General features: G+C 60.6%; 13 protein-coding genes. 8 read left to right on the forward strand and 5 right to left on the reverse strand.

All coding sequences use genetic code 11. From position 1 onward, the window contains the following. Positions 1–75: 75 nt before the first annotated feature. Complete coding sequence (locus tag HDEN_RS01570; RefSeq protein WP_013214369.1) at positions 76–1059, reverse strand: tetratricopeptide repeat protein; 984 nt, start codon at positions 1057–1059, stop codon at positions 76–78. Positions 1060–1258: 199 nt separating this feature from the next. On the opposite strand from HDEN_RS01570, the gene HDEN_RS01575 reads away from it, so the two are divergent. After that, complete coding sequence (locus HDEN_RS01575; protein ID WP_013214370.1) at positions 1259–2680, forward strand: leucyl aminopeptidase family protein; 1422 nt, start codon at positions 1259–1261, stop codon at positions 2678–2680. Further along, positions 2677–3570, forward strand: coding sequence for a C40 family peptidase (locus HDEN_RS01580; RefSeq protein WP_013214371.1), 894 nt, complete (start codon positions 2677–2679; stop codon positions 3568–3570). Before HDEN_RS01575 ends, HDEN_RS01580 begins: the two co-directional genes overlap by 4 nt. Here HDEN_RS01580 and HDEN_RS01585 read toward each other — a convergent pair. Then, the gene (locus HDEN_RS01585) at positions 3567–4031 is read right to left on the reverse strand and encodes a hypothetical protein (RefSeq protein WP_013214372.1); all 465 of its coding nucleotides are present in this window, start codon (positions 4029–4031) and stop codon (positions 3567–3569) included. The genes HDEN_RS01580 and HDEN_RS01585 overlap by 4 nt on opposite strands. Before the next feature lie 127 nt (positions 4032–4158). On the opposite strand from HDEN_RS01585, the gene HDEN_RS17645 reads away from it, so the two are divergent. Next, complete coding sequence (locus HDEN_RS17645) at positions 4159–5265, forward strand: alpha/beta fold hydrolase (RefSeq protein WP_081446209.1); 1107 nt, start codon at positions 4159–4161, stop codon at positions 5263–5265. Between the two features lie 120 nt (positions 5266–5385). Then, positions 5386–6255 carry a glutathione-dependent disulfide-bond oxidoreductase gene (yghU, locus tag HDEN_RS01595; RefSeq protein ID WP_013214374.1) on the forward strand — a complete coding sequence of 290 codons (870 nt, stop codon included), beginning with the start codon at positions 5386–5388 and terminating at the stop codon, positions 6253–6255. Positions 6256–6284: 29 nt separating this feature from the next. Here the strand turns inward: yghU and ada are convergent, their stop codons facing one another. After that, positions 6285–7370 (reverse strand): bifunctional DNA-binding transcriptional regulator/O6-methylguanine-DNA methyltransferase Ada, encoded by a 1086-nt coding sequence (gene ada / locus HDEN_RS01600; protein WP_049775364.1) that lies wholly within the window; start codon positions 7368–7370, stop codon positions 6285–6287. Between the two features lie 475 nt (positions 7371–7845). Between ada and HDEN_RS01605 the strand changes: the two genes are divergently transcribed. Both HDEN_RS01605 and HDEN_RS01610 read left to right on the forward strand, forming a co-directional pair. Continuing rightward, positions 7846–8289 (forward strand): YeeE/YedE family protein, encoded by a 444-nt coding sequence (locus HDEN_RS01605; protein ID WP_013214376.1) that lies wholly within the window; start codon positions 7846–7848, stop codon positions 8287–8289. Further along, positions 8286–8705: a DUF6691 family protein gene (locus HDEN_RS01610; RefSeq protein WP_013214377.1), complete on the forward strand. Its 420-nt coding sequence runs from the start codon at positions 8286–8288 to the stop codon at positions 8703–8705. Before HDEN_RS01605 ends, HDEN_RS01610 begins: the two co-directional genes overlap by 4 nt. A 50-nt stretch (positions 8706–8755) precedes the next feature. Here HDEN_RS01610 and HDEN_RS01615 read toward each other — a convergent pair whose 3' ends face one another. Both HDEN_RS01615 and HDEN_RS01620 read right to left on the reverse strand, forming a co-directional pair. Further along, a complete protein-coding gene (locus HDEN_RS01615; RefSeq protein ID WP_041921489.1) occupies positions 8756–9346 on the reverse strand; it encodes a rhodanese-like domain-containing protein in 591 nt (196 codons plus the stop codon). A gap of 4 nt (positions 9347–9350) precedes the next feature. Continuing rightward, on the reverse strand, positions 9351–10376 hold the full coding sequence (locus tag HDEN_RS01620) for a PQQ-dependent catabolism-associated beta-propeller protein (protein ID WP_013214379.1): 1026 nt from the start codon (positions 10374–10376) through the stop codon (positions 9351–9353). A gap of 265 nt (positions 10377–10641) precedes the next feature. On the opposite strand from HDEN_RS01620, the gene pedF reads away from it, so the two are divergent. Further along, the gene (gene pedF / locus HDEN_RS01625; protein WP_013214380.1) at positions 10642–11073 is read left to right on the forward strand and encodes a cytochrome c-550 PedF; all 432 of its coding nucleotides are present in this window, start codon (positions 10642–10644) and stop codon (positions 11071–11073) included. A gap of 75 nt (positions 11074–11148) precedes the next feature. Further along, entirely contained in the window at positions 11149–11973 is an 825-nt protein-coding gene (locus tag HDEN_RS01630; protein ID WP_245256694.1) for a substrate-binding periplasmic protein, read from the forward strand. Positions 11974–11983 lie beyond the last annotated feature (10 nt).

Raw genomic sequence — 11983 nt, forward strand, 5'->3', positions numbered from 1 at the left:
GGCGTTATTGTTTCTGAACCAGTTCTATCGATGAAAAGCTAAGGCGGCGCTTTGCGGCGTGGCCTTGGACGGATGTCAGTGGGTCATGCCGCGAAGCGATGACGTCGTCGTTGCGCTTGCCGGCTGCCAGTTGCTCTGAGCTTCCGACATCGGTGCCGTGTTGGCTGCGATGCTCGTCGGGCGGCTTGCCTGAGGCACCGTCACCGGCTCGACGGAGGTTTGCGCCATGAAGCTCGATGCATCGGGCATTTCGGTCTTCGGCTCGAGCTTGACGAGCTGCTTCAGATAATTGGCGTTGGACGTGGCTGCGTCGGAATCGATCACACTCGATGCAACCGATTTGGATTCGTCGTAGCGGCCCTGAAGGCCGAGGACGAGTGCGAGGTTCTCGCGGACCTTCGGTGCCGCGGTCGGAGCGGCGGCTGCCTGGCGCAGGATCTGCTCGGCTTTCTTGGGATTGCCCATCATCGCGTTGGCCATCGCCAGGTTGTTCATGACGCCGGGATTGTCGGGCGAAAGGGCGAGTGCGCGTTCGTAGAAGGGAATCGCTTCGGCGTATTTGCCCTGCTTGGCCAGAACCGTTCCGCGCGCCGAGACGACGCGCCAGTCCGGCTTCGTCGGATCGTCTGCTGCGGCGAGCAGCTGGCCCGCCATGTTGATCTGGTTGAGTTCCAGCGCCAGGCGGCCGTACTCGCCCGTCAGTTGCGGATCGTTGGCATGGAACACGCTCGCCTGCTGAAGCACGGCAAGCGCTTTTTGCTTTTCGCCGAGCGCCTTCAGGTTTTTCGCGTAATTGATCGCGGGCTGCAGCTCCGTCGGCTTTTTCGCGAACTCTTTGCCCCAATAGACGGTCGCTTTCTGAAGCTCCGTCTGGGGAGCTGCCGCAGGGCCGTCCGTGCTTTCCGTCTTATCCGACTTGAGAGCGACGTCTTGCAGCAGGCTCGGTGAAGCGGAGCAGGCGCCGAGTAGCAGCGATGCGGACAGAGCGGCGACCACGCCAATGCGTTTGCAGGCGGATGCTTCGACTGAGGTGGGGCGGGGGCGCTCGGTGCGCGTCATTTCTGTCTCCGTCTGCCGGTGTTCGCGGTCCAATTCCGGCGAATCTGCATGACGGTTAGTTTCTGGGTCAGGCGTCAATAAACGCTTAAGTTTCACTCTCTGTAAGTTATAGCTGATGCAACTCTGGGTCGGGCTGGCTTGCGGCAGCGAGCGGACTCTGGTGGATGCTTATGAACGTGACGTGCTTGCGAGAGGAATGATGGTCGAGACAACAGCCTGGTCGGCAAAAGAGGTTTTCGCAACGGGTGCAGCTGAGGCCACCGACATACCGATCTATTTCGCGTCGTCGGCCGAGCCCGGCCCGGTTGGCGGTTTCAGCGATCAGCAAAAGGCGTGGCTTGCGGCGCAGAAATTTTCGGGCGCGGCGAAACGGCATCTGCTGTTGCCCGACGCCGGTGGGGGCATCGGTTCTGTTGTCCTCGGTCTTGGAGATGGGCAGCAGGGCGAGCCGAGCGGACCTTCCGAATTGCTCACCGGATTGCTGGCGGCCAATCTTCCCGCCGGGACGTATCGTCTGGCCTCTGACGGCGGGACAAGCGGTCTTGCCGAACTGGCGTGGGCGCTCGGGGGATATTCGTTTTCGCGCTACCGGAAGAAAGACAAAGCGAGCGAGCGTGCGAAGCTGCGCGTTGCCGGTTCCAGTTCGGTGCCGGTGATCAACACCGCCGAGGCGGTTTGGTTCGGGCGCGATCTCATCAATACACCGGCTTCCGACATGGGGCCTGCCGACATCGAAGCGGCGGCGCGTGAGCTTGCAGCCCGTCACGGCGCGGTCGTTTCGGTCGTGACCGGCGACGATTTGCTGGCGCAGAATTTCCCCATGATTCATGCCGTGGGCCGGGCTAGTCCGCGTTCGCCGCGCCTGATCGATCTGACCTGGGGACCGGCAAACGCGCCGAAGATCACGCTCGTCGGTAAAGGCATCACGTTCGACACCGGCGGTCTCGACATCAAGCCCGCAAGCGCGATGCTGCTGATGAAAAAGGACATGGGCGGCGCGGCGACGGCGCTCGCACTTGCGCACATGATCATGGGCCAGGGGCTGAAGTGCCGGCTGCGCGTGCTTATTCCGACGGCTGAGAATTCGATCAGCGGAGATGCGTTCCGTCCCGGCGATATCCTGAAGAGCCGCGCGGGTCTGAGCGTCGAGATCGGCAATACGGATGCGGAAGGCCGTCTCGTTCTTGCCGATGCTTTGGCGCTCGCCGACAGCGACGAGCCGGACAGCATTTTCGTGTTCGCGACGCTGACCGGCGCGGCGCGCAGTGCGCTCGGACCAGATCTCCCGGCGTTCTTCACCGATGACGAACAACTAGGACATGCTCTGCCGCCGCTTGCGGCATCGATCGGCGATCCGCTGTGGCGGATGCCGCTCTGGAGCGGTTATCGCCGCCACCTCGACAGCGACATCGCCGACATGAACAACGTCTGGGAGTCGCCGTTTGCCGGAGCCATTACGGCGGCGCTGTTTCTCAAGCGCTTTGTCGGCAAGGCTCGCCGTTTCGCCCATTTCGATCTCTACGGCTGGCGACCGGCGGCGCGGCCGCTCGGACCCAAAGGCGGAGAGCCGCAAACGGCGCGCGCGGTGATGGAGTATCTCAAGCGGGAGTTGGCGTCGTGACGGCCAAGGTCTCGAAGCTCGCGTCCGGCGCTCTCGATCCGAGACGGAACGCTTTTCGCAGCGATCTCGCGGCGAAAGCGTTGGAGGGCGCCGTCAAAGCCGATCGCTATGTTGCGGGCGAACCGGCTGTTGTCGCGCGAAGCTCCGTGCCTCTCAGGAAGCTGCCAGACCCCGCTCATGGATTCGAGACCGAGGCGCTGTTCGGCGAGCAGCTTACGATTTTCGACGAGGCAAGCGGATGGGCGTGGGTGCAGCTCGTTCGTGATGGATACGTCGGGTATGTGCCGGCGGATGCATTGCGGCGAGGCACGGCGCGCGCGACGCATAAGATTCATAGTCTCGGGACGTTCGTCTATGGCGCGCCGGACATCAAATCGCCGCCGCTGCTTTATCTCGCAATGAACGCATTGCTGACGGTCAGCGCCGGGGACGAGCGGTTTCTGGAACTCGAAGGCGGCGCTTACGTCTACGCGCGGCACGCGGTGTCTCTCGACCGGAATGCTCGTGATTTCGTCGAGATCGCGGAACGGTATGTCGGTACGCCTTATCTCTGGGGTGGACGGACGCACATCGGGCTCGATTGCTCGGGCCTCGTTCAAACGTCGTTGCTTGCAGCGGGCATCGTCGCGCCGCGCGATACCGACATGCAGCAAGCGGAACTCGGCGAAAGCGTTCCGGTCGATGACGATCTCGACGGGCTGACGCGAGGCGATCTTGTTTTTTGGAAGGGCCACGTCGGCATCATGATCGACAGCGTGCTGATGGTTCACGCCAACGCGCACCATATGCAGGTCGCAATGGAACCGCTTCATGAAGCGGCGCAACGCACCAAGAAAGCGTCGGGAGACATCGTTGCGGTGAAGCGGCTCGGCCGGCTGACGGCTGCCTAGCGCTTGTAAGACAGGAAGCGATGGGTCTCGCGTTCCTCGTGCGCTTCGAGCGGACGGACGAAGCGTTGCAGCACTCTGCGGCTTCCGGTCCAGTCCCAGCCGGAGGAGAGTTCGACGCGCGTTGCAACGTCGATCAGGATTCCGGTCTGCGAATTTCGCGTCTCGATGCGCTCAACGTGACCAGCCGCGATGGCCGCCGCGAGTTTGGGAAACAAGTCGAAGCGTTCGACCGGACGGCTTTCATAAACTTCGCCATTGAGCACGAGATCGAACGTCTGATCGGCTTTGATCAGGAGCTCGAACGGGCAGGCGCTGGGCAGGAACGGCAAGACGGCCATCCGCCAATATTTGTCCGAAGCGATGATGGCGATATCGGCACTGGCGCGCGTTTCGTTTGCCCAGGATTCAAGCTCGACGAGCGTCTTTTCCAGGCGGTCGCGGTAAACATCGTCAGAAAGCATAGGCTCATTCTCATGCGGTGGAATCGGATGTGCAACATAGCTCATCCGGAGGCGAGAAAATTGTCCGATCGCAAACAAAAACGGTCGCAGAACCGAGTGTTGAGCATTCGTTCAGGGTTGCCATCTGATGATCGTCGGACGAGCGATACTTTCGGGAGCGCGACTTCGGCTGCGGAGCATGATGGGCTTTATTTCAAAGTTTAAGCTTCTGTTCGGCGGTCTCATCGCTGTTGTTCTGTTCGGGATTGGAAATATGGACGGCAAGGCTCAAGGCGGCGCCACGCACGAACAGGCACAAGCTCAGGATGCGGATGCATCGCCGCATCGCTCGGGGTTCGTTGAGGGCGATGGCGTGCGGCTGAACTATCTGGATTGGGGCAGCGATGGTCCGCCGCTGATTTTGATCCACGGCATCGCCAATAGTCCGCATATTTTCGATGAGCTTGCGCCGCTGTTGCGCGACCGGTTTCATGTCGTCGCCTACGCGCGGCGCGGGCACGGGCAATCCGAAGCGCCCGTCGGGCCATATGATTCCAACGCCCTCGTCGGGGATCTGGTGCATCTGCTTGACAACCTGAAAATCGAGCGAGCCAACTTTCTCGGTTGGTCGATGGGCGGCAACGAGGTGACGGAATTCGCGGGCCGTTATCCGGACCGAGTCGAGAAGATCGTCTATCTCGAAGGCGGCTATGACTGGTCCGATCCGGCGTTCTTCAAGGCCTTCACCGAAATGCTCGCGGTGAATAGTCCGAAGCCAGAGACGCTCGCTTCGTTCGACGCGCTGAAGGCCTGGTATCGCGCCGCCTGGATCGGCCGTGATGTGCAATGGACTCCGGCTCTCGAAGCGTTTCTCCGCGATGCCGTGCGCATCGATGCGGATGGGCGCGTGGACCCGGTTCCGACGATCGAGGTATTCGCGGCGCTTCATCAGACGCTTGGGACGTGGCAGCGGGACTATGCGAAGGTCCGAGCACCGGCGCTCGCAATTTACGGCTCGTCATTCTTTCCAGAGGATGCGAGCGGCACGGATCTCGCGCGCAAGGTGCGTGATTTCGAGCAAAGTGCGGCCACGCCCTTTCGGCGTGCGAGTATCGAGCGAATCCAGCGCGAGCTTCGCGACGTTCAGGTCCTTGAACTTCCAGATCGATCCCATATGTCGATTGGCGTGATTGCGCCGGACGTGCTGGCAGCGTCAATTAGGGCGTTTCTGCTATCGGGTTCTGCGGCGCGCTAGCGGCCGATGCGTCGACCCGTCCCGTACGTCAGCAACTATTGCGCGGTTTGCGATTGTGATTGAATCACTCGCGTGCGGCGGGCGAAACGCGCGGCCGATAGACGAGCAAAAGGCATCGAAATGAGCGATTCATCGAGCTATTCGCCGCCCAAGGTCTGGCGATGGGAGGAAGCGAGCGGCGGGACGTTCGCCAGCATCAATCGGCCGGTCGCCGGGGCGACGCACGAGAAGGCGCTGCCGGTTGGAAAGCATCCGTTGCAGCTTTACTCCTTGGCGACGCCGAACGGCATCAAAGTGACGGTGATGCTCGAGGAACTACTCGCGCGCGGTTTTACCGGTGCCGAGTACGATGCATGGCTGATCCGCATTACCGGCGGGGATCAGTTCGGAAGCGGCTTCGTCGAGATCAATCCCAATTCGAAGATACCGGCGCTCGTCGATCACAGCGTCAGCCCACCGAGACGTGTTTTCGAATCCGGGTCCATTCTGCTTTATCTGGCGGAGAAGTTCGGCGCATTCCTGCCGAGCGATCCGGACAAACGCACGCAAGCGCTGAACTGGCTATTCTGGCAGATGGGAAGCGCACCTTTTCTCGGCGGCGGCTTCGGTCATTTCTACGCCTACGCGCCTGTTAAAATCGAATACGCGATCAATAGATTCGCGATGGAGGCGAAGCGGCAACTGGACGTGCTCGATCGTCATCTTGCGTTGCATGAATTCATGGCAGGCGATGAGTATTCGATTGCCGATATGGCGATCTGGCCTTGGTATGGCGGCATCGTGCTCAACGAGGTTTATGGCGTCGCTGAATTCCTCGACGGGCCGTCCTATGTTCACCTCATGCGCTGGGCGAATGCGATCGCCGACCGTCCGGCGGTGAAACGCGGCAAGATGGTCAACCGCACGTTCGGAGATCCTGCAGGCCAGCTTCGTGAGCGTCACGACGCCAGCGATTTTGATCTGCGTACTGAGGACAGGCTCGAGACTTGAGCAAGTGCTGATCCGCCGCTCTGCGCTTTTTATGACTTTGACTCGCGCTTGAGCAGCGCGCGTTTGCGTTCTACGCCCCATCGATAGCCGGACAACGAGCCATCGTTGCGCACGACGCGGTGACACGGGATCACCACGGCGATCTTGTTCGCGCCGCAGGCGTTGGCCACGGCGCGCACAGCTTTCGGCATGCCGAGGCGTTCGGCGATCTCGGTGTAGGTGGTGGTCGTTCCAGACGGAACTTCACGCAGCGCCTGCCAGACGCGATGCTGGAAAGCCGTCCCGCGAACGTCGAGGGGCAGATTGAAGCCTTGATCCGGGGTTTCGACGGCGCTGACGGCCGCTGCGACGATGGCCTCGAAGCTGCTGTCGCCGCCGATCAGGTTTGCTTTGGGAAAGCGATCCTGCAGATTTCGGACGAGCGTATCGGGATCATCGCCGAGAAAGATCGCTGTGACGCCCTTGCTGCTGGCGGCGACGAGGATTGAACCCAGAGAGCATTCGCCGACGGCAAAGCGCATTTCCGCGTTGCTTCCTCCAACGCGGAAGTCTGTCGGCGTCATGCCCAGGAAGTCCGCTGAATTTTCGTAGAAGCGTCCGCTCGAGTTGAAGCCTGACGCATAGATGGCATCCGTCACGGAACTACTCCTTGCAAGGTTTTCGCGCACGCGTTTTTGCCGGTGGGCGACCGCGTAGGCTTTTGGCGTAAGGCCGACGATGGCTTTGAATACGCGATGGAAATGATACGTGCTGAGGCCGGTCGCTTGCGCGAGTTCATCCAGCTTCGGTGGTTCATCGGATTGTTCGATCCGGCGGCATGCGTCGAGAATTTTCGCGGCATACTGGTCGCGAAGAGATGACTCGTTCGGTTTGCAGCGCTTGCAGGGACGAAACCCCGCGCGCTCAGCTTCGGCGCATGATGCGTGGAACGCCACGTTCTCTCGTCTTGCAAGCCGGGCGGAACACGAGGGCCGGCAATAGACGCCCGTTGTGAGCACGGAATAGTAGAACTTACCGTCGAAGGACGCATCGCGCGCTTTCACGGCCGACCAGCGGGCAGCGTCGGTGAGTTGTGCCGGGCCATTGTTGATGGGATTTGCTCTGGTCTTTTGCATTGGCGGAGCGATCAGCATCATTGCCGCTTTCAGTGTGGTTCGGACTATACAAAATAAGAGCCGATGACGTGCGTACGCACTCCGTTCCTTGCCGTCGAATTCGGATGTTCGGCCTTGCGGTGGAAATTGGGGAAAACAATGCTCCGGTCCGCTCGCATCTTTTCGGCATATATTATTGAAATATATTGTTTTATCCTCGTTTGGCATCGAGGCCTGGCTTTGCGTCCATCTAGCTAGGTCACGGCGATACGGATGCGGACCACGATGCGCGCGCCGACGTGGCGCCCATGCATGCTCAGGAGCGACGCCGGGAATCCACGTGAAGTGTTACGTAGATATACGTGTGCGGCGCCGGCCAACGTATCAGGGCGTGCCTGGCTGCGCGGTGGTTTTGATGCGTCGCATGGAGCGCTCACCACTTCCCTGATATTCCTCGCGGGGGTTGTGATTTGAAAGAGCGCGAGGGACATCGAAGTTGGCGATCGAAACTGAATTTACGCCTTTGGCATCGGCTGTGGGTGGCGCGCTGATCGGCGTGTCGGCGGTTCTGCTGCTGTATTCCAGTGGGCGCATCGCAGGCGTCAGCGGCATCATACGGCGGCTGATCGTGCCGTCGAGCGACAGCAAGCCGGAGCTTGCCCTGGCGTTTATCGTCGGTCTTATCGCCGCTCCGTTTGTTTGGACCGCCGCCACGGGAAGCGCTGTCGTACAGTCGGTGTCCGAGAATCTTCCGCTCGCGGCCGTTGCCGGGCTTCTGGTCGGGTTCGGCGCGGCTTTCGGCGGCGGCTGCACGAGTGGTCACGGCGTTTGCGGACTGTCGCGTCTCTCGAAGCGCTCGCTGGTGGCGACGATCGTATTCATGGCCGTCGCGGCGCTGACGGTGTTCGTCAGCCGCCATATCGTCGGAGGTGGCGCATGAGCATCCTCCTCAACCTTGCTGCGGGGCTCATCTTCGGTCTTGGACTCGTGATTTCGGGGATGGCAAATCCCGCGAAGGTTTTGAATTTTCTCGATGTCACAGGGAGCTGGGATCCGAGCCTGGCCTTCGTGATGCTCGGCGCGATCGCGGTAACGGCGATGGGCTTTCGGCTCGTACTGCGTCGGCCGAAGCCGCTTCTCGAGCAGAGCTTTCAGTTGCCGGGCCAGAGTTCGATCGATGGGCCGCTTGTCATCGGGTCGGCAATCTTCGGATTGGGCTGGGGACTTTTCGGCTTCTGTCCAGGTCCTGCGATTACATCGCTCGGGCTTGCTGCCACCAGTACGCTGGTGTTTGTGCCGATGATGCTGATCGGTATTGCGGCTGCGGCGGTGATCCGTAAGCGGCTGGGCAGCTGACATCGCGTGAGATGCGAGGCAATCAGGCTGTCGCCGAAGGGTTTGGCGCTCTAGTGCTTCGCACTCGCATCGGATGATGCCGCGGGCAGCGGGTGAAAAGGTTCAGGCTTGGCGTCGATGAGAGTGCCGCCCCAGTCGGTCCAACCGTCTGTGCCTTCGCTCAGCCAGTAAATATTCTGGTAGCCCAAGGCCGCAGCGCGACGAACGGCGTTCCACGACATCCAGCAATCGGCCTTGCAGTAAAAAATGATGGCGCGAGACCGGTCGCCTTGCGTCAGCCTCGCGAGATTGTCTGAAAAGTACTTCGATTGGTCGGAGGTCAGAACACCTTGGCCGACGTCGGCGAGCCAGGTAGAGCCGGCGATATTGCGGTGGGATTTCGGCAGATACCATTGCCCGGTTTTTGGATTCGCTCGGCCGCCTTCCGATGGCATGACATCGATGAGAATTGCATTGGCTTTGATGAGTCCGGCGACATCGGCGGCCATGATGCGCGTGCCACCGGGCACGCTTTCCGGTGTCGGCGTGCGATAGCGTGCGATGCGATAACCTGTTTCGGTGTCGAACACCGCTTCATCGGCAAAGCACATCGAGACGCTCGCCATGGACCATGCGAGCACGAAGGCCACGAACTTCCGCATTGTTTCAGCGCGTTTCTGTCTGCGTCTTGCCTTCGAGCGGGACGCTGCCGGCGGTGTGCTCGGGCATGGCGCGGATCGCGATGCCCCAGGGATAGCGGCCGACCTTGATGGACTTGATTGGGCGCAAGCTTGCCGTATCGACGACGGTGACGTCGTTCGAGACGCCGTTCGTCGTGTACAGCATATCTTCTTTCGGCGACAGCTCGAGGTGCCAGACGCGCTGGCCGACGAGCACATAGGATTTCACCTTCGCCGTTTCGACGTCGACGACTGCGACGCGGTTTGCCGGACCGAGGGCTATGAACGCGGTCTTCGCATCGCGTGTCATGCGAATGCCAACGGGCTGGATGGTATCGCGCGCCACGCCGGGAATGGCGAACGTGATCTTCTTTTCGACCTCCCGCTTGGCGACGTCGATGATCGATATGCTGCCACCGACTTCCGATGATACCCAGAGCTTGGCGCCGTCCGGCGTGAACTGAGCGTATCGCGGGCGCTGATCCACCAGGATATTCGAGACCACCTCGAAGCTCGACGTGTCGATCAGGTGGACCATGTTGGTCGTCTCTGAGGTCGTGACGGCGATTTTGTCGTCGGGCGAAACGGCCATGCCTTCGGGCTCGACGCCGACGTCAATCTGTTTCACAACCTGCCGCGTTCCGACGTCGACGACGGTCGTGACGGCATTATCTTCATTCGCGACATAAAGAAGCCGGCCGTCGTGCGAGAGCGCGAACTGCTCAGGGTCGGCGCCCGACGGCAGATCGTGAAGCATCGTGTCGGTCGCCGCATCGTAGACCTGGACCGAGTTGCTATCGCTGGCGCACACGAAGAATTTCTTGAAATCGCGAGAAAACGTGATTCCTCGCGGCCGCTTGCCAACGCTCAGCGTGCGGACGACGTTGAGCGTCCGCGAATCGATGATGGAAACCGAATTGTCCTTCTCGTTGGTGACGTAGATCTCATCGGCGATCGCAACGGGCATCGACATGCTCAGGAACCAGCACGCCAGCAAGGCTCGTCGTCCCATCTTAGACCTCTCGTCGCCGGTACCTGCTCAGCCGCCGAAGACGCAAGTCAATCGCAAGCCTCTCCTGAAACGGGGTGCGCACACCATCTCGGATGCGCGCCCGCCTGCAATACGACGTTCGTACTGGCTGCCCCGACGAAACCGCCAGAACGTAGAGCTAAGCTCAGCACACTGAACTAAAGAGCAATTCGTCGAGGCCCCTGCGCCACGTATATCAAGCAGAAAAAATCAAAAAATGTTGGTAGGAAAGCCTGGGAGCTCAAACATGCCGCTATCACGTATAGCGATGGCTGCGGCCATCGTATTGGCTGGTGCGACACTCGCCGACAAAACCGCGTTTGCTCACGGCGACGTCACGCCGCAACCGATCGATGCCTCCGAGCTGAAGCAACTCGGCAAAGAATGGCTCAGCGAGAACCCGTATCGCGGAGATCCGAAAGCCATCGCCATCGGGGCTTCCGGATACAACCAGAACTGCGCCCGCTGCCACGGACTCGAGGCGATTTCCGGCGGTATCGCGCCGGATTTGCGCTACCTCGAGTTAGGCAAGACCGGCGACGAATGGTTCCTCGAGCGCATTCGTCACGGCAAGAAAAATTCCGAAGGCACGACAATCATGCCTGCGTTCGAAGGCGTGTTTTCGCAGGAAGCCATGTGGGCGATCCGCGCTTTTCTCGAGTCCAAGCACGAAGAGTAAGAGTGCCATATGCCTGCCAATTCCACATTTCGGTCAGCCATTCGATTGGCGTGCGCTTTGGGACTCGCGATCGGAATGCTGACGGGAGGAGCTGCCGCACGACCTCTGGATGAGGTCGTCGGCAGCGGCATTCTCCGGGTCATCGCGTATCTCGACAATGCACCGTTTTCCTGGGACGACAACGGGACGCCGCGGGGTATCGATGTCGATATTGCCGGAGCCGTCGCGGGTGAACTCGGCGTGAAGCCCGAAGTCGTTCTCCGCATGCCAGGCGAGAAGGGCGACGATGATCTCCGGGTCAACGTGTGGAAGGGACCTCTGACCGGCGGCGGCGTCGGCGATCTGATGATGCACGTGCCGATCGATCGCGAGTTTGCCGCCCGTAACCCCGAAGCGGTGCTCGGAAATCCCTACTTTCAAGAGCGTATCGCGCTCGCCATCGACAGTGATCGCACCGGCTCCGATCCGTCGTTCGATATCTTCAAGAAAATCAAGATCGGCGTGCAGCTCGGAACCGTCTCCGATTATTTCCTGATGCGCTACGACGATGGGGCGTTGATCGACAACATCGTCCATCACGTGCGCGCGGAAGACGGAGCCAAGGAATTCAAGAGCAAGGACATCGCTGCTCTCATGGGACAGCGCGCGCGCATCGAGGCTTTGCTGCACGACATCGGCGTCAAGCCGCGTATCGCCGAGCCCAAGATGGATGGCATCGTGCGCGACCAATGGGTCGTCGGCATGGCCTGGAAGGAAAACAGCCGCGATCTGGGATATGCGGTGCAAGCCGCGCTCGACAAGCTGAAGGCAAACGGCAAGCTTGCCGAGATTTTCAGATCCTACGGCGTCACGTATATTGAGCCGCCGATCGACGACGGCGTGTCCAACCAGCAGAACTGAATAGCGACGC

Source organism: Hyphomicrobium denitrificans ATCC 51888 (genome assembly GCF_000143145.1).
In the GTDB taxonomy this organism is placed as follows: domain Bacteria; phylum Pseudomonadota; class Alphaproteobacteria; order Rhizobiales; family Hyphomicrobiaceae; genus Hyphomicrobium_B; species Hyphomicrobium_B denitrificans.

What these genes read in the sequence shown, in the direction of transcription:
- HDEN_RS01570 (WP_013214369.1), bottom strand. Translation starts at nt 1,059, where the DNA reads ATGACGCGCACCGAGCGCCCCCGCCCCACCTCAGTCGAAGCATCCGCC.
- HDEN_RS01575 (WP_013214370.1), top strand. Translation starts at nt 1,259, where the DNA reads ATGGTCGAGACAACAGCCTGGTCGGCAAAAGAGGTTTTCGCAACGGGT.
- HDEN_RS01585 (WP_013214372.1), bottom strand. Translation starts at nt 4,031, where the DNA reads ATGCTTTCTGACGATGTTTACCGCGACCGCCTGGAAAAGACGCTCGTC.
- HDEN_RS17645 (WP_081446209.1), top strand. Translation starts at nt 4,159, where the DNA reads ATGATCGTCGGACGAGCGATACTTTCGGGAGCGCGACTTCGGCTGCGG.
- yghU (WP_013214374.1), top strand. Translation starts at nt 5,386, where the DNA reads ATGAGCGATTCATCGAGCTATTCGCCGCCCAAGGTCTGGCGATGGGAG.
- ada (WP_049775364.1), bottom strand. Translation starts at nt 7,370, where the DNA reads ATGCAAAAGACCAGAGCAAATCCCATCAACAATGGCCCGGCACAACTC.
- HDEN_RS01610 (WP_013214377.1), top strand. Translation starts at nt 8,286, where the DNA reads ATGAGCATCCTCCTCAACCTTGCTGCGGGGCTCATCTTCGGTCTTGGA.
- HDEN_RS01615 (WP_041921489.1), bottom strand. Translation starts at nt 9,346, where the DNA reads ATGCGGAAGTTCGTGGCCTTCGTGCTCGCATGGTCCATGGCGAGCGTC.
- HDEN_RS01620 (WP_013214379.1), bottom strand. Translation starts at nt 10,376, where the DNA reads ATGGGACGACGAGCCTTGCTGGCGTGCTGGTTCCTGAGCATGTCGATG.
- pedF (WP_013214380.1), top strand. Translation starts at nt 10,642, where the DNA reads ATGCCGCTATCACGTATAGCGATGGCTGCGGCCATCGTATTGGCTGGT.
- HDEN_RS01630 (WP_245256694.1), top strand. Translation starts at nt 11,149, where the DNA reads ATGCTGACGGGAGGAGCTGCCGCACGACCTCTGGATGAGGTCGTCGGC.